We start from the raw sequence: 16,950 nt of genomic DNA on the forward strand, positions 1-16,950 counted from the left end.
CAAGTATTCTTAGCTCTCCGGGGGTGTCACCTGATTATCGTCGGACACCTCTTGTAACGGTCCCGCTGGTTTGGCCGCAAACCAGGTCACCCCGGCACCGGCCAGCGCTACGCAAAGAATACCGAGCAACGACAACCAGCCCAGCTGTTCGCCAAGAATCAGCCATCCGATGAGTGTCCCCATCGCCGGATCGATGGCAAATAAGGTGCCCACCACACGAGCCGAGGAAATTCGGGCCGCCAACGTATCGACCAGATAGGGGATTGCTACACCTATAACGCCGCTCAGCGCCAATAAACCCCATTGAGGCGCGGAAACTTCGGCCACTTTAGGGGTACCAAAAGGTAGTGAAACGAGGGCGGCAATGGACACGGACAATGCTAAGGAACTGACCGAAGAATCGTCGGCTTTACCTACTTTTTCTGCCAGCAGTGTGTAGAGCGCAAAGCAAAGGCCCGCACCGAGTCCAAAGGCAAAGCCCACCGCATCAAAGTGACCTCCGGGTCCGGCGATGAGAATCACTCCAGCCAAGGCGAGCAAAGCCCAGGCGGCTTCACGCAAGCGCCGAGAGAACACCAAAGCGACTACCGCCGGACCCAGGAAGTCCAGCGTCACGGCAATCCCTAGGGGCAGGTGTTCGATTGCCTTATAAAGCAGCAGATTCATCGCGGCCATCACGACGCCGTAGAAAATGATTGCGGACCAATTTGCGCGGTTCCTTCCGCGCAAGGTTGGCCGCAAGAAAAGCCATAAGACTACGGCAGCCAAAGCTAGTCGTAACGAGCTGACTGCGGGGGAGCCTAGAGAAGCAAACATGGAAGCCGAGATTGCCGAAGAGCTTTGCACCCCGATGGAACCAACCAGCACAAATAATGCTGCTCGCCCACCTGCTGGTGGGAGGCTGGCAATTTGTTTTGCGGGCTGAGAATTCATGGCGTGAGGCGACCTTTTTGAGTTTGGGGAACTCTCTGATTGAAGAGTATGCAGGTCAGTTAGCCAAGAATACGGCGGAAAATTGTCACAATCTGGGTTCAGTTCGTGGCTACGGCCAAGTAAGTGGGTGCAAAATCAACTAAATATGAAAAGATGAATCCATGGTTTTGGCACGATTGATCCTAGGGTTGCTCTGTTTGGCACCGATGACTGGTTATGAGCTCAAGAAACATTTTGACTCCTCCATTAATCACTTTTGGAACGCAGATAAAGCGCAGATCTACCGCACGTTGGCTCAGCTAGTTGATAAGGGCTACGCGACGGTGACCACTGTGGCGCAGTCAAACTATCCTGACCGCCAAGAGCATCACATTACCGATGCCGGTCGGCAGGCCCTGGTTGGATGGCTTTCCGACGGAGCGGCCCAGGGCACTGAGCGGGACCCCTTCATGGGACAGGTATTTTTCGCGGCCGAGCTACCCCGTGAGGATATTGATCAGCTTCTGACCGAACGTCGGGTCAAAACTCAGGCCGTTTTAGATGACTATCTCTCCCAACGTGAAGGCATCGACATGCGAGCGGCGGCGGATCGCCGCAGCTTCCTCATGGCCGCCACCTTGGACCATGCAATTCGACAGCAGGCCGCCGAGCTGGAATGGCTTGACGCAGTAATGGAGCATCTGCCATGACACCAGGCAAAGACGCCGGTTCCACTGAGAAGAAGTTCAGCAGGGACGCAACCGACTATCCCGAACTACATCCAGCACGTCGTGCGTCCGGAAGAGATAAACCCGCCCAAACGCTGGTTTTTTTACATGGCGGAAATGTTGGTAATTGGAGCTGGGATCCGCAGGTTCTAGCCTTTGGCGACTTCAATGTGCTGACCTTGCATCTTCCCGCTTTCGGCGCGCGCAGCGAAGAGACTTGGCAGGGTTTAGACTCGGCCGCCGATGACGTGGCGGCGCTTATCGCCGATGAGGTCTCCGAAGGTGGGGTGCACCTGGTAGGTATTTCCTTAGGCGGGGTGATTGCCCTGCATGTGGCTGCGCGACATCCAGAACTGGTCGATTCCTTGCTGCTGACAGGTACCCCGGTCACCGGCGTGCCGGCAGCCGCACGCGCAATGAACCGGATGGCGCTGAAACTGATTGGCAGTGAATGGTACTGGCGTTTCCAGGCCGGCGCCTATGGCATGGTGGATGACGAACGGGAGTTGTTCGCAGAACATGGTGTGCTGCTGAAGTCAGAGAATTTACGCGCCATCATGGATGATCTGGATCCCGGCGGACTTCCCGACAAGCTGGCAAACTATCGTGGGCCGGTGCTGGCATTGGCAGGGGGCAAGGAACCTAAGCATGTGCAGAAGTCTTTTGAAGCGTTACGCCATGGCCTTCCGCAGGCGGTAACTCGGGTCGTGCCAGGCATGCACCACCAGTGGAATATTGAGAACCCGCTACTGTTCAACTCGGTAGTGCGGCGGTGGATCAGCGACGCGAGCATTCATCAGATTTTAGTGGACCCACAGGCGGCAAAACAGGAGAAGCCAGCTAAGCCGACGAAGCTGTCAGGTGCACAGCCAGAATCGGCTGAAAGTCAGCCGCGCCAGGTTGATCCTAAACCTGCGGTTCCCAAGCGTAAGCCAGAAATACCGAAGCCGAACAAAAATAAATAGCCTTTAAATATAGCTAAGCGCGATGCAGATTCCCCCATAATTCGAATCTGCGTCGCGCTTAGCTAGTTTATGGTTAGGCTGCTAGCCATACATCTGGGCCGAAGACCTCATAGTGGATGTGCTGGGCAGGGACACCGGCGGCTAGAGCCTGGCCGCGTACCGCGTGCATGAACGGCAGCGGGCCACACAGGTAGACGTGGCTGTCGGCGGTCAAGCTATCGCTGAGATCCATGTAACCGGACTTGGCTTCGATGTGCTCTGGCAGTTCGCCGCGTTCGAACCAGGTGCTCAGCGTGGCCTGTGGCAGCTTGCTCAGCGACTCGATCATTTGCTCACGTAGTGGCCAGGCAGTGTATTCCTGGTCGGCGTGCAATACGGTGAGTTTGCGGGTGGAGCCACGTGCTGCCAGGGTGCTCAGCGCTGCGGCACTTGGGGTGCAACCAATACCTGCGGTAGCGATCACCAGTGGTGCTCCGGACTCATCGATGGTCAGGTCACCGTAGGGGTTTGAAAGTTCAACGATGTCGCCAACTTTCAGCGAATTGTGCATGACCGGAGTGAACTCGCCATCCACATCAAGCTTCACGGTTACGGTGCGGCGTGCGGTGTTCTCGACATCCCCGCTGAGGGTGTATTGGCGCACCTGGCGCAAACCATCGGTCATCGGCATGCGAACCGAAACGAACTGTCCTGCCTTGGCGGTCGAAGCGACAATATCGTCGGCTGGTTCGAAGCTGAAGGTGACGGAGTTGTTGGCTTCTTCGGTACGCTCGGCGAGCTTCCACTGGCTGTAAACGACGTCGTTTGCCTGCTGTGAGTAGAGGCCCTTTTCGATCTTGATCAGTGCGTGAGCCATCAGCCAGTAGACCTCGCTCCAGGCATCTGCGATCTCTTGGGTCAGCGCGTCGCCTAGGTCTTCGGCGATGGCGGCGAAGAGGTGCTCGTACACGATGGGGTACTGCTCTTCGACGACACCCAGTGAGGTGTGCTTGTGGGCGATGCGTGCCAACATCGTTTCTGGCAGAGTTTCTGGTGAATTGATCAGGTGGGTGGCGAACACCGCGATGGAGCCGGCCAGTGCTTGCTGCTGGGTTCCGTTTTTCTGGTTTGAGCGGGAGAAGATTCCGTCGAGCAGCTGTGGGTGAGCGGCAAAGAGACGGTCATAGAAGTTTGGGGTAATGCTGGAGATGCGAGCGCCAATGATCGGCAGAGTCGCTTCGATGACTGGGCGGGACTGGGTTGAAAGCATCTTGTCTCCTTAGAGGGTAAATGTATCTTGTATTTAAAATGCAAGATTATGAGTTAAGTTCTACGCCCCGTAGAAGAAGAATGCAAATCGAAGGTCCCGCTATCGGGATTTTAGGCGTTGATTACGCGTTATGACGCACGGTGGGGAAGGGCAACAACGTGATCGCAGGAGAGTTCTCACAAATATCTGTGACCGTTAAAGAGTCTAGTGAAGCGTAAAAAGCCTCTCTGGCGCTCTTCAATGCCGAACGTAAACGGCACCCTGCCGAGAGCGGACAATTTCCCACTGCGTCATGGGTGGTGCAGTCGACCACATCTTCGCGCCAGTCCAGCGAGCGCAAGAGTGTACCGACTGAATAGGCCAAACCACGTTCGGTGATTTGCGCACCGCCATGGCGACCGCGAGTGACCTCCAGGAGTCCCAAAGTACGTAATTCTACGACTGCCTTGGCCACATGGTTATAGGGGACACCGACCAGTTCGGAAATCTCACGACTGGTCAATTGGCCGACACCGGGTGCGCCTAGAACCATCACGGTTCGTAGGCACACGTCGGCGAAGGCACTGAGTTTCATAAACCCAGTCTACTGCTGTGTGTTGGCCCAGATAGATTCGGCGGACTCCGCCGAAGGCTCCTCGAAGGTCCAATCGCCACCAGGCTCGGCTGGCATCGAGTATGGCTGGACGATCGCTAGTGCGGCACCGACCTTGTGCTCAGCGACCACATGAATAGCGTCGCGGTCATCGGCTTCGAGCAAGACATCCGAGGCGATAGCGATCGCTTCGAAGTGAGTTCCTTGCTCGTTCAGTACCTGTACTAGATCCGCAGCCATCGCCTCGGTATCAATGTCAGCATCCGGATCTTCAGGATTGTCCGTGGGCGGAACGGCGATCAAACGCAGTTCAGGCTCGCCATCGGCTTCCTTAGGTTCCAAAGCGATGGCGAAAGGCAGGAAGACACCCTGTTCCTCAAGCTGTTCGCGGGCCACACCTAGTGCGGTGCCCAAAACTTTGTTCAATGCGTCCTTAACGGACTCGTCGAGATCTTCGAGATTCACGGTGCTAACCCCTTAGTTGGTGATGTGTGCTTCACGCACGATTGCTAAAACCGTATCGCGAATTGGTTCGATAATCTGTGCCGTGGCACCTTCGCCGTTAAAGCGCAGGAAAGGTTCGGTATTCGACGGACGCAAGTTGATCCACCAGCTACCATCCTTGGCAGTAAACGTGGTGCCATCCAGCGTCGTGACATCCACCGGCTGACCAGCAAAATGCTCGACAACGCGGGCAACAGCCCCAGCCTTATCTTCAACCTCGGAGTTAATCTCACCGGTAGCAACATACGGCTCAAATTCTCGGCCCAGTTCCGACAACGGAAGATCCTGACCACCCAGCGCGGCCAGCACATGCATCGCGGCAAGAATGCCGGTATCCGCATTGTAAAAATCACGGAAGTAATAGTGTGCCGAATGCTCACCACCGAACACCGCACCCTGTGCAGCCATTTCAGCCTTGATAAATGAGTGACCCACACGGGTCATCACCGCCACGCCACCAGACTTCTCAACAAATTCAGGCACGGCCTTGGACGTGATCAAGTTGTGAATGATCACCGGATGTTCCTCGCCCTCGGCCTGTACCCGAGCGATTTCACGCACCGCAACCAATGCGGTAATCGCACTTGGTGACAACGGCAAACCACGCTCATCGATCACGAAGCAACGATCCGCGTCCCCATCAAATGCCAGACCCAGATCCGCCCCATGAGCCAGCACCGCGGCCTGCAAATCTTTGAGATTTTCCGGTTCCAGCGGATTCGCCGGGTGATTCGGGAAAGTACCATCAAGTTCAAAATACAACGGCACAATATCCAGCGGTAATCCGGGTAGAACAGTATCGCCAAGCACCGCAGGAGTGGTCAAACCACCCATACCGTTGCCCGCATCCACTACAAGCTTCAGCGGACGAATCGTCGATAAGTCAACTAATTCACGCAGGTACGCTGCATAATCTGCCAAGACGTCGCGCTCGCTGATGCGCCCCTGCTCACCGTCGCCCGACACCGGCAATCCCTCATCGAGGTACTGCTGAGCCAGATCGCGAATATCAAATAGTCCGGTGTCCGAAGAGACCGGACGGGCGCCGGCCTTAGACATCTTAATGCCGTTGTACTGGGCCGGGTTGTGGCTGGCGGTAAACACCACCCCGGCAGCATTGTGCTTGCCAGAAGCAAAATAAAGTTCGTCTGTGGAAATTAGTCCTAGCATCACCACGTTCGCGCCACGGTAGGTGGCGCCGCGGGCGAACGCCTGCGCGAAGGTCGTGCTGGTCGGGCGCATATCGCCACCAACTAGGACGTCCTTCCCAGCCAGGGACAACACGTCGACAAAAGCGGCGCCAATGGCCTCGACTGCTTCGGCGTTGATGCTTTCGCCAACTACGCCACGCACGTCATAGGCCTTGAAACTTTGGTTCAGGTCAATTTCTTCACTCACAGCATTCAGACTACCGGTTTGCTGCTACGAGATGGTGGCGAATGGCCAGTTAGTACATGGGAAATGGCTTACACTTACCCGCGGTTGTCCCCAATGCGTGCCGTGAGGCAAGCCAAACGTCGGCCGATACTGAAATACTATGACCATGGAAGCCAACGAGCACAACGATCTGAAGAATCTCGCGCTGCAGAAGTTGCGTGCCCTGGTTCAGCACCCAGAGGCGCAGTTTCACGACGGCCAGTTTGAAGCGATTAGCGCGCTGGTCCAAGAACGCCGTCGGGCGCTGGTGGTGCAACGTACCGGCTGGGGCAAATCCGCGGTCTATTTCATTTCGTCGTTGTTGCTCCGTCAGCAAGGCTATGGACCGACCCTCATCGTGTCTCCGTTGCTAGCTCTGATGCGTGACCAGGTGGCCGCGGCCGAACGTGCCGGAGTACGGGCAGCTGCCATCAACTCGGCCAACGTGCTTGAATGGCGCGAAATTCTTTCAAAGCTGGAACGCGATGAAATTGACGTATTGCTGGTATCCCCAGAAAGACTGAACAATCCCTCTTTCCGTGAGCACCAACTTCCAATGCTGATGAAGCGTCTGGGACTTCTGGTGATCGATGAAGCGCATTGCATCTCCGATTGGGGTCACGACTTCCGCCCCGATTACCGACGCATCCGCGATTTGATAAATCGTCTGCCACAGGGACTTCCGGTGCTCGCTACCACCGCAACTGCGAACACACGCGTAGTGCAAGACGTCGCAGAGCAGCTCTCCGGCGGAACTCAGGAAGTCTTCACCTTACGTGGCACACTGGCCCGTGACTCGTTGCGGTTAGGCGTACTGCGTCTGCCCTCGCCACGTATGCAATTGGCTTGGTTGCTCAGCCACATCAATGATTTTCACGGTTCGGGTATTATTTACACGCTGACCGTCTCGGCTGCGGAAGATATTGCACGGTTGCTACGCGATGCCGGTCATCCGGTCGCCGCCTATACCGGACGTACCGACCTAGAAGAACGCGAAAAGCTAGAACAAGCGCTGAAAGCCAATGAAGTAAAAGCCTTGATCGCTACTAGTGCGTTGGGAATGGGATTTGATAAGCCAGACCTAGGATTTGTTATCCATGTCGGGGCGCCCAGTTCACCGGTGGCCTACTACCAACAGGTGGGCCGTGCAGGTCGTGGAAGTATCGATGCCGACGTCCTCTTGCTACCAGGACAAGATGATTCCGAAATCTGGGAGTACTTCGCCACCAGTTCCATGCCCGATCAGCAACGCGCGAATCAAGTACTGCAAGCTCTAGGGCAAACCGACGGAGCAATGAGCGTTCCAGCACTTGAAAGTGCCGTTAACCTGCGCAGGTCGCCGTTAGAACTGCTGCTGAAAGTCCTGGCTGTCGACGGGGCGCTGGAACGCGTAGCCGGAGGTTGGATGCGCACCGACATGCCTTGGGCCTACGATGCAGAACGCTACAAGCGTGTGGCACAGAGTCGGGTGCACGAACAGACACTGATGATCGATTATGAGAATACTCGTGGCTGTCGCATGGAATTTCTTACGAAGGCACTGGATGACCCAAAGTCGGCGCCCTGCGGACGTTGCGACAATTGTGCCGGAACATGGTTCGATGACCACATTCCAGACGAGTCAAAAGACAACGCCCAAGCAGCTCTGGTTCGGGCTGGTGTCCAAATTGAACCTCGCAAGCTCTATCCGTCTGGCCTACAACGCCTGGGACATTCTCTAAAAGGGAAAATCCCGGTAGATGAGCAATTATCCACCGGACGTGCGTTGGCGCGACTGACAGATTTGGGGTGGGGCAACAGACTGCGTCAACTATTCGCTGACCCGGTGGATAATCCAGTTGACCCGGCGATGCTTGAAGCCTGCACCAGGGTGCTGGCCGAATGGAATTGGGAACAACGACCAGTAGCAGTCTTGGCGATGCCTTCAACCAAGCGCCCACAGCTGATTACTTCGCTAGCGCAGGGGCTGGCCCAGATTGGTCAGCTTCGCTATTTGGGCCAGCTTGAGTACCGTGGGGCACCTCCACAGGGTGGTCCTGGCGGCAATTCGGCCTTCCGCATTGCCGCGGTGGCTGATGCATTTGAAATCCCTGCACAAATCGATCAAATGCTGGCGACAGCACCGGGACCGGTGATGCTCGTTGATGATTTGGCTGACTCGCGTTGGTCCTTGGCAATGGCCGGTCGGGCAGTACGGATTGCTGGGGCACCGGGTGTTTTGCCTTTCACTCTGGGCATAGCAGGATAATCGCACAGTTAAACAAAGTAGTCTGGAGATATGGAGATCGTCATCTGGCTCGTTGTTGCTATTGCTGTTGTTGCCCTCGGATACGTGTGGCTTCAGTCTGTCCGGAAGAAAAATACGGCACAGATTTCACAAGCCATTAACCGCGAGGCGGCGCAGGAAGCAAATGCGAAGTTGGATGACACCTCCCGCAAGGCGATTTACCGCAACCTCGCTAAAGGCGACGTAATGGGTGCTGTTCAGAACTACCGTGCCGTCACCGGTGACACCGTCAAAAACTGTGTGATTGCCGTGCGTAGCCTTGACGCTTACCCGCAGACTGCTCCGGCCAAAGAACTACCGGTAGACGAAGCCGAGATTCAGGCGCTTCGTGACAAACTCGAAGCGCAGATCACCGATTCTGACGACGACTCAGGGGTAGCGACTTCTGGTGCTGTAGCGCCGGACGTCGACCTGGAAAAGTCTGATGACCTCTGGGTGGTGCCCGAAGAGTGGAGTAACCAGTTCGGCTCGGAGCAGGAACAGAATGCCACACATTTTAAAATGGCATTTGAAGTTGAGGGAGAATCGCACGAGTTCTCCAGTGAACAGTTGCCTCCGAACGAGTACGATCAACTGTTTTCGATGCTGCGCGACGAGAATTTCTCCGGTGCCGCGCAAATCCTTCATGGACACACCGGACTACCCGTCGAAGACCTTGAACGAATGATCTCGACCTCGCCGATGGCGGGACAAAGTTCGCACGGAAACGTTGCGGATTTCCGTTTTGAAGGTCAGGGCCCAGAAGGTCCTGTGCACTTCGACGCAGCAGATCTTCCCGAACTGGAGCGTGAAGCACTCTTTGATGCTATCGCCGATACTGATCTAGAACGGATGTCAGAGATTATCGTGCGGCACACGCAACTACCCGAAGATATTGTGCAGAATATGCTGCGCACCTTCGTGAAACGCAAAGACTAGGTTTCGCATTTGAACGTTGCTTCGGTAGAGACAGTTGGCTATCGTGAGGGACTACCGGCCTTGTGTCTTCGCTCACGAAAGGAACCTGACGATGGAACCGAGTAATAAGAACACGGAGCAGACTGTACCGCCCATCGGTGACGATGAACGTCAGAACGAACAACATAATGCAGATATAGCGCAGAAGCTGCGCGAAGCGGAAGAACGCATCAAAGAGGTCGCTCATGATGTGGAACGCGGTCTGAAATAAAGTTTGAAAACCCCTGAACTGATGGCAATAAATGCCGAAGTTTGGGGGTTAGTGCGTTAAACCGCATCCCGGAACCATGTTGTATGAACTGCCAAGAGAAAAAGTAAAACCCCCTAGTTTCCTAGGGGGTTTTGGCGGACACGGGGAGATTCGAACTCCCGGTCGAGTTTAACCCCGACACTTCATTAGCAGTGAAGCCCATTCGGCCGCTCTGGCACGTATCCATCCGCTGTTTCCAGCAGAATCTAGCCTACCTGAACATAGCCGAGTGTTCCAAAACGAGGGTGTTAACGTACCTGTCGCCACAGGAATTCGTAGCTAGTAGCTAGCATTCGCGCAGTGGAATCATTATCTGTGGATCCGGCGTGGCCGCCATTCTCGGGCTCATGGTAACGAACATTGGAGATTCCTAGGTCCATCATCTTTGCGGCCATCTTGCGTGCTTGTGACGGACCCACACGGTCATCGGTGGTGGTAGTCCAGATCAGCGATGCAGGGTAGTCCTCGATGGGGTGCGGTTGATCGGTCAAACGGTGTAGCGGGGAAAAGGTGCGCACGAACTCCCAGTCTTCGGGAACATCTGGGTCTCCATACTCAGCAATCCAGGAATGCCCGGCAGCGAGCTGGGTATAGCGGCGCATATCTAGCAGCGGTACCCCGCAGGAGATGGCACCAAACAGCTGTGGGTAGCCGGTGATCATATTGCCCATCAACAAACCACCATTGGAGCGACCGGTGGCCGCGAGACGTTCACGTTTGGTCACACCGCGGGTCACGAGGTCTTCGGCAATGGCAGCAAAGTCCTCATAGGCACGGTGTCGCTTTTCGCGTAATGCCGCCCGGTGCCACCCGGGCCCGTATTCCCCGCCGCCGCGAATATTCGTCATGACATAAACTGGACGCCGCCCGTTGGCTGAGCGTTTGCTCAACCAGCCAACTCCCATTGCAGGGGAGTACCCAGGAGTCATGCTGTGTTGGAAGCCTCCGTAGCCGTCCATCAATACCGAATTTTCACCGTCGAGTTCCAGCTGCGCATCGGCTATCTGAAAATATGGAACACGCGTACCATCCTTTGAACGCGCAAAGTGTTGGGTCACCGCGAAACCACTGGCATCAAATCGTTCTGGTGAACGCTTCAGCACAGTAGCCGGTTCGCCGACAGAACCGCGAAGCAGCGTGGTCGGGGTGGTGAAACCGGTAATAGTCATCCAGTAGTCGTCGGCCGTTGCCGTGTCCTCATCGTCCACCGCGCTCACCGATACGCTGAGCATCGGGTCTTCCACAGGCAACGTGGACTGCGCAAAATTATTGCGCAGGTCAAAGACTAAAATCTGGGCGGCGACATCATGCAGCACCGAGACGAGTAAATAGTTAGCGGTAAAGTCCAGCCCTTGTAAGGAAGTCTTTGCGTCAGGAACGAACACCACTTGTGCAATGCGTCCATCGTCTAAGAAATCAGCAAGGTGGCTCAGCGCTAGGGAGCCTGCCGGGATCAGCTGGCCCTGATGCGTCCAATCGGTCTGTGGCGCAAAGAGTACCCATTGGCGGTGCAGACTGACCTGAACATCGGTGGGCACGTCAATTTTATGGTGGGTTCCGTCGACAATGATGCCGGTGTGGGAGTTGTAAAAATCGATGGCGTCAGTGGTGACGATACGTTCAAAACCCGGAGTTGAGTCGTAATAACAAAATGCCGCCACATGCTCCTGATCAACTTCAAAAACAACGTCGGCGTCAGCTAAGGATGCGCCGCGGGTTAGCTTTCGTGCTGTGGAAGCGTAGGTGGAACGCGTCGTATTGGTTTCGTCGGTGGCCGAGGTGACAAGTAAGGTGTCTTCGTCGATCCAGCTAGCCGAGGTCTTAGCTACTGCTAGGTCAAATCCGTCCTCGATGAAGCGTAGATTTTCCAGGTCGAATTCACGAATTCTCACCTGGTCTCCACCATCGGGGCTCAACCTGATCAGGGCCTTACGGTGGGGTTCACCGGGTGTGGGGCGCAGGAATGAAGACCCAGCGAAATGCCACTGTGCACCCTGTGTAGTGGCGTACTGATCCATATCGAGTAGTAGCTCCCAAACAGGGCTCTCGCTGCAGTAGGAGTCCCAGGTGGTGCGACGCCAGATTCCTAACCGATGCTCGGCATCACGCCAAAAGTTGTAGTAGAAGTCGCCACGTTTGGTAACCATCGCAATGCGGTCCGTCGAGTCCAAAACCTTACGGATGGCCACAACACTCTGGGCGTAATCTTCATCGTGAAGTTCAGCCTCCGTTCGCTGAGTTTGAGTGCGTACCCAATCTAAAGCGGCAGCATCATGGATGCCCTCGAGCCAAGCGTATTGATCTGTCGTTGCCAGAGAATCGGAGGAGAATGAAGTCATAAACACAGTCTATGCATTGGACCGCGGAAGTGAACCGGTCACGTGGTAGGCGGCAGGTTCCGATCGGTTGCTGCAGAGATGGCCCCAGAGCAGACCCATGAATTTGCTAGGAGGTAATAATCTTGGAAGGTGAGCATCTTGTCGGAAGAAACCCAGCCGCAGTACAACATCGCTATCATTGGTGCTGGCCCGCGCGGTACCAGCGTCATTGAACGCCTTGCCAAACTGGCCATCAAAGTGCCTGAACTAGCAACGATGGTGCGTGTGACCGTATTTGACCCGTACCGCCCGGGTTCCGGGCACGTATGGAGCCCTAAACAGTCTCCGCACTTTCTGATGAATACACCAGCCTCATTCCCTACGGTGGCTCCAGAACGAGTCGTGACCGAGCCTGGACTTAGCTTCCAGCAGTTTGTTGACAACCATGGCGACGGACATCCACTAGATGAACGGGAAGCTGCAACCTTACGCAACACTCGCCGCGGCACCTATCCGCCACGAGCAATCTACGGATGCTACCTAGAGCATGTATACGACTCCTGTGTTCAGGTACTCGATGCACATCCAAACATTGTGGTGAATTACGTTCCTGCCGAAGTTATCGCGGTTCGACCACAAGGTATTGGATACCAACTCGAGTACGAGGTTTCGGGCCCTGCCAATCACGGTACGGAACAAGTAACAGTCGATACGGTAGTCCTGGCCTTAGGCCACCAAAGCTCTGAATTGAACCCCTGGCAAAAGCAGTTACAACGCGCTGCGGAACAGGCAGAAGCTATCTATCTGCCCCCCGCTGTGCCGGCTGACGTCGATTACTCGAATTTCCACGCAGGCGAGCCCGCACTCCTTCGTGGCATGGGACTTAATTTCTTTGACGCAATGGCAGAGCTGACCCTAGGCCGTGGCGGAATCTTCAAGGAAGTCAGTGACCAGCCCGGGCAACGCTTTGAATACATTGCCTCGGGACAAGAACCGCAACTCATCGCAGCCTCGCGTCGAGGAACACCGTATTGGGGCAAACCTGTAGTCGATGAATTCATCCCAGCCGAAATCAGCTTGCGCTTTTTCCATGCCGAGGATCTGATTATTAAAGTCGTCGAAGCCCGTCGCTCGAACCCAGAAGCAGCCCTAAGTTTCTCCCGACATATTTGGCCGCAGCTGCACCGCGATATTTTGTGGGCGTATTACTCACAATGTGCGAGTATCGAAGCCGCCAACACGATCGAGGACCCTACGGCATTCCTGGTTGGAGTGGAAGATATCCTCGAAGCCGAGCACCACGAAGGAAACCAAGTATGGCTTAGCGAATTGCGGACCTACATTGAGCAATTCCCGCATCTAAGCTGGTTAGATATTCCGTCACTAGCTCGACCGTTTGACCAGATTGGTTTTGGCTCCCACGAGGAGTATCAACAGACAGTGCGAGAGTATCTGGCTGGCAACGCTCGGCATAGCGCTGGGGGACTGTCAGACCCACTGTCACGAGCGATCATGACTATGAACGCAGGGCGCATGGTGATCAAGGATTTGGTCACTAAGGGGATCTTGGACGAACAGTCGCGAATTGAAGAGGTACAGGCACACTTCGAACCACTGGTCGAGGGGTTGTCTTCCGGTCCGCCCCTAGAACGGATCGAACAGCTACTGGCGTTGTCCCGCGCCTCACTGGTGCACTTCATTGGGCCGGAGCCGGAATTTGGTTTTAATGATCTGAGCGGCAAATTCACCGCCTCCTCACCATGGGTCGACACTGACGTCTACGAGGCCAAAGTGTTATGTGAAGCAATGATGCCAGCCAACCGAGTATTGCAAAACAACACGGCGCTGATTACTCAACTTCTAGCGGAAAAGGTTGCACGTGCGCATACCTGGCGCAACGCGGAAGGTGAGCGGATGACAGGGTCTGGATTTGATGTTGTTGGGGAGCCATATCGGCTCATCAACGGAGAGGGTTTGGCCCACCGCGGAGTCTTTGTCCTCGGGTTGCAACTATCATCCGCACAGTGGGGCACCGCCATTGCAGCTCAGGCGGGAGACACCACAGACCCGGCGGCGCAAACCTTGCGCGATGCGGAGCAAATAGTCATAGAAATTGCGCGCATGGCCGGAGTTAATTTGGAAGAGCTCTTGGCAGGAAGCGCTAAATAAGAAAGTCTGGGCGGGTAGATCATTTGATCTACCCGCCCAGACTGTTACGCGGATGGTAAGAGATTTGAAACCGTTTTCCGCTGAGCCTCACGCTTGAAAACACCGAAAACACGCGATTTATCGTCATCTGAGATAGTAGCAAATAGCGGTCAATTGGGGGCAAGTGTGCTCAAAATGTGTTCAAAGAATCAGCCTATGACCACTGCCGGAAGGTAACCGCTGAGGCTGTTAATTCTCGGCGCGATTCGATAGGCTGGCATTACTCCTTTCTGTTCCGTTTCGGCGGGCGTGAGAATCCCCGGTGCGGGTAACACCGGGGATTTTCTTTTGCCTAAATGTCGGCGGCGTTCGCTAAACTTCAAACCGTTACCCCGGCATGTTTTCTCCTTGCCGGGTCACTGAGGGGAATCGAACTAGGTGAATTAGCTTGATTCCCACCGCAAAAGGCTCTAACACCATGAAAAAAGTCCTAGACCACAAATTGCCTGTAACCCTAGTAATCGTCACGCTAGTTATTGCTTCGATGACCTTTATTGGCGGTTCAACCTATCCGATAGCGTTTAGCGCCCTCTGGGTCGCTTACGTCATCGCGCTAGCGTTTGGCATTGCACTAATACGAAAAGATGTAAAGCATGACTAGCACGCTCGAAACTTTGAAGGCGGCCGCCGATAAAAAGGCGGTTGCTGACAAGGCGCAAGTAATCGCCGCTGAGGAATTGGCGCATGCTGTGCGCGAGGCGATAGCAGACCCAGATATTTCTACCGCGAAGATTCGCGAAGTTACCGGGCTTAGTAATGCTCGGGTCTATCAAATCAATAAGGGGTAGCTTCAAACCGTCACCCGCGCCCGTTAGACTCGTATCAAAACCTTTTGGAGGAAATCTTGTCTCATGCAACTAAGCGCGTCATTGGCAACGTTAGCGTACTAACCGCGCTCGTCGCTTTGGTCGCCGTGCTCGTGTTTGCCGCCACGAGTCCAACGTTCCTGAAAAACGATGCAGAGCTAACCGCCGAAGCGAACGCGGGAACTCCCATCGTTCAGGCAATGAATACGCCTAAGCCAAAACCTACAGCTACCGCTAAGCCAACTCCCACAACGGCCGTAGATAAGTCGCAAGCATGGGCAGATGACATGATCAATCTGCTATTGAATGGCAATTCCAAATCCTCGTTTGACGATTTCAGCCCTAAGATTGCGCACCACTACATCGAGTCGTGGAGCCAGCCGAATCCAGGGGTGCTGTCAATCAATGTCAAAGACAAGAATTGGTCTAACTGTGATCTAGATGCTCTCGGTATGAACGTATTGGATACTGCGGGTTGGGATAATCCAAAGTTGAAACTTGTAGAGGTATCAGACGGTAACTCTAAGCCTCGTATTATGGAGCGAAACAATGAATACGCAGTGCCGAATAGTTGCGCATAACCAAACTTAAACGCATATCGCGTTCTATTCGTTAAGACTTGGAGAATCCCGTGAAACGTTTTGCCCCGCTCGCTCTTATCGCTGCCCTAGCGCTCACTGGGTGCACTCCGAAGGCGTTAGAGGTCGCGCCCGGCCCTTCGCATGTGCCCGCTGGGTCGCCGGTCGCTGTATCGGTCGCTGAGCCTACGTCAAAGGCTGTAAAGGTTACTCCAAGCGCGACGTCGAGCGCGCCACATGTGCCCGTTGATACCGGGATAAAGTTCACCGGGGCAACGTCTGAATTGAAAGCACTAGCGATTCAGGAATATGCCGAATGGGATGAATATAACGAAGCGCACTCTCAAGGTTTCCGAGGCGCTTACAAAGCCGGGCATGTTGTCATGCTCCCGAAAGTTGACCACGGCTTAGAAGGCGAATTCGTGAAGATCCTAGAGTGGTCTATGCCCTCCGAGAATGAGGTTACGGTACGCATTGAGGGGAACGGCTGGACAACGTTAGACCTGCGCGTTCCAGGTGATTCGGTAGCTTGCGCACTATTAGATGAAAGCGACGAAAATTTCTTAGCTACATTTACAACCGCGAACGGCAAAATCAAAGCGACCCGCGAATGCCGAAATATGCCAAGCGACAAATAGAGTTCGCCCATCTTAAACGGCAAATATCCCCCGCGCCATTGAGACGCGGGGGATATTGTTTCTTAAGCGTGGTTGTAATTAAGCCACTGCTGCCATTGCTTTACTACATTCGTATTAGGCCAGGCGACGGTGCAACTACCGGCCCCGCATAGGCTATACATGTAATTCGGTTTGCCGGTAATTCCAAGCAAGTAACCGGCCGCGTCACCCATTGCGCCCTTGGTCATGGATCCAAACTTTCCGTCGAGCGCCCCAGCGTACAGCAGCCATGACGTTAGACGTCTATGCTGAGCTGTTTGATGACGATATGGACGCGGTAGCAATAGCCCTGGATAACGCCGTATCAAAATAAAGTGTGTTCAAAATGTGTTCAAACGGAAGGGCATAGAAAAGAAAAAGCCCCTTACTTCCCAGTGTTTACAAGGAAATAAGGGGCTTCATATTTGCGGATGGTAAGAGATTTGAACTCTTGGTACGGGGTTACCGCACACTGGTTTTCAAGACCAGCTCCTTAGGCCGCTCGGACAACCATCCAACCCGAA

16 protein-coding genes and 2 tRNA genes are annotated in these 16,950 nt (G+C 54.7%); 10 read left to right on the forward strand and 8 right to left on the reverse strand.

Translation table 11 applies throughout. The features are described 5' to 3' along the window. Positions 1-9: 9 nt before the first annotated feature. Positions 10-933, reverse strand: coding sequence for an EamA family transporter (locus tag IEX04_RS17110; protein WP_188687318.1), 924 nt, complete (start codon positions 931-933; stop codon positions 10-12). A 161-nt stretch (positions 934-1,094) separates the two neighbouring features. On the opposite strand from IEX04_RS17110, the gene IEX04_RS17115 reads away from it, so the two are divergent. Together IEX04_RS17115 and IEX04_RS17120 are read left to right on the forward strand one after the other, a co-directional pair. Next, positions 1,095-1,622 (forward strand): PadR family transcriptional regulator, encoded by a 528-nt coding sequence (locus tag IEX04_RS17115; protein ID WP_096256215.1) that lies wholly within the window; start codon positions 1,095-1,097, stop codon positions 1,620-1,622. After that, positions 1,619-2,605: an alpha/beta fold hydrolase gene (locus IEX04_RS17120; protein ID WP_096256214.1), complete on the forward strand. Its 987-nt coding sequence runs from the start codon at positions 1,619-1,621 to the stop codon at positions 2,603-2,605. The genes IEX04_RS17115 and IEX04_RS17120 overlap by 4 nt, the downstream gene beginning before the upstream one ends. A gap of 73 nt (positions 2,606-2,678) precedes the next feature. Here IEX04_RS17120 and IEX04_RS17125 read toward each other — a convergent pair whose 3' ends face one another. The 4 genes from IEX04_RS17125 to IEX04_RS17140 form a co-directional block, all read right to left on the reverse strand. After that, positions 2,679-3,854, reverse strand: coding sequence for a globin domain-containing protein (locus IEX04_RS17125; RefSeq protein WP_188687319.1), 1,176 nt, complete (start codon positions 3,852-3,854; stop codon positions 2,679-2,681). A gap of 121 nt (positions 3,855-3,975) precedes the next feature. After that, a complete protein-coding gene (locus IEX04_RS17130; RefSeq protein ID WP_096256212.1) occupies positions 3,976-4,428 on the reverse strand; it encodes an RrF2 family transcriptional regulator in 453 nt (150 codons plus the stop codon). 9 nt (positions 4,429-4,437) lie between these two features. After that, on the reverse strand, positions 4,438-4,911 hold the full coding sequence (locus IEX04_RS17135; RefSeq protein ID WP_096256211.1) for a hypothetical protein: 474 nt from the start codon (positions 4,909-4,911) through the stop codon (positions 4,438-4,440). 12 nt (positions 4,912-4,923) lie between these two features. Further along, the gene (locus IEX04_RS17140) at positions 4,924-6,348 is read right to left on the reverse strand and encodes a phosphomannomutase/phosphoglucomutase (RefSeq protein ID WP_188687320.1); all 1,425 of its coding nucleotides are present in this window, start codon (positions 6,346-6,348) and stop codon (positions 4,924-4,926) included. A 145-nt stretch (positions 6,349-6,493) separates the two neighbouring features. Between IEX04_RS17140 and IEX04_RS17145 the strand changes: the two genes are divergently transcribed. The 3 genes from IEX04_RS17145 to IEX04_RS17155 all read left to right on the forward strand — a co-directional run bounded on the left by IEX04_RS17145 (position 6,494) and on the right by IEX04_RS17155 (position 9,821). Continuing rightward, on the forward strand, positions 6,494-8,614 hold the full coding sequence (locus IEX04_RS17145) for a RecQ family ATP-dependent DNA helicase (protein ID WP_188687346.1): 2,121 nt from the start codon (positions 6,494-6,496) through the stop codon (positions 8,612-8,614). 30 nt (positions 8,615-8,644) lie between these two features. Beyond that, on the forward strand, positions 8,645-9,571 hold the full coding sequence (locus IEX04_RS17150) for a hypothetical protein (protein ID WP_096256209.1): 927 nt from the start codon (positions 8,645-8,647) through the stop codon (positions 9,569-9,571). Positions 9,572-9,662: 91 nt separating this feature from the next. Beyond that, positions 9,663-9,821: a hypothetical protein gene (locus IEX04_RS17155; protein ID WP_188687321.1), complete on the forward strand. Its 159-nt coding sequence runs from the start codon at positions 9,663-9,665 to the stop codon at positions 9,819-9,821. A 132-nt stretch (positions 9,822-9,953) separates the two neighbouring features. Here IEX04_RS17155 and IEX04_RS17160 read toward each other — a convergent pair. Both IEX04_RS17160 and IEX04_RS17165 read right to left on the reverse strand, forming a co-directional pair. Then, positions 9,954-10,045 (reverse strand) — tRNA-Ser (locus IEX04_RS17160). 63 nt (positions 10,046-10,108) lie between these two features. Beyond that, on the reverse strand, positions 10,109-12,199 hold the full coding sequence (locus IEX04_RS17165) for a prolyl oligopeptidase family serine peptidase (RefSeq protein WP_188687322.1): 2,091 nt from the start codon (positions 12,197-12,199) through the stop codon (positions 10,109-10,111). A 138-nt stretch (positions 12,200-12,337) separates the two neighbouring features. Here IEX04_RS17165 and IEX04_RS17170 point away from each other — a divergent pair, with 138 nt between their 5' ends. From IEX04_RS17170 to IEX04_RS17190, 5 genes are all read left to right on the forward strand, one after another. After that, positions 12,338-14,347, forward strand: a complete 2,010-nt coding sequence (locus IEX04_RS17170) for an FAD/NAD(P)-binding protein (RefSeq protein ID WP_188687323.1) — start codon at positions 12,338-12,340, stop codon at positions 14,345-14,347. Positions 14,348-14,804: 457 nt separating this feature from the next. Beyond that, complete coding sequence (locus IEX04_RS17175) at positions 14,805-14,987, forward strand: hypothetical protein (RefSeq protein WP_188687324.1); 183 nt, start codon at positions 14,805-14,807, stop codon at positions 14,985-14,987. Then, positions 14,980-15,174, forward strand: coding sequence for a hypothetical protein (locus IEX04_RS17180; protein ID WP_188687325.1), 195 nt, complete (start codon positions 14,980-14,982; stop codon positions 15,172-15,174). The genes IEX04_RS17175 and IEX04_RS17180 overlap by 8 nt, the downstream gene beginning before the upstream one ends. A gap of 56 nt (positions 15,175-15,230) precedes the next feature. Continuing rightward, a complete protein-coding gene (locus tag IEX04_RS17185) occupies positions 15,231-15,773 on the forward strand; it encodes a hypothetical protein (RefSeq protein WP_188687326.1) in 543 nt (180 codons plus the stop codon). 236 nt (positions 15,774-16,009) lie between these two features. Continuing rightward, on the forward strand, positions 16,010-16,408 hold the full coding sequence (locus IEX04_RS17190) for a hypothetical protein (protein ID WP_188687327.1): 399 nt from the start codon (positions 16,010-16,012) through the stop codon (positions 16,406-16,408). Positions 16,409-16,854: 446 nt separating this feature from the next. Here the strand turns inward: IEX04_RS17190 and IEX04_RS17195 are convergent. Next, positions 16,855-16,942: transfer RNA gene (locus IEX04_RS17195), tRNA-Ser, on the reverse strand. Positions 16,943-16,950 lie beyond the last annotated feature (8 nt).

It is taken from the genome of Glutamicibacter ardleyensis (assembly GCF_014644555.1).
GTDB lineage: Bacteria > Actinomycetota > Actinomycetes > Actinomycetales > Micrococcaceae > Glutamicibacter > Glutamicibacter bergerei.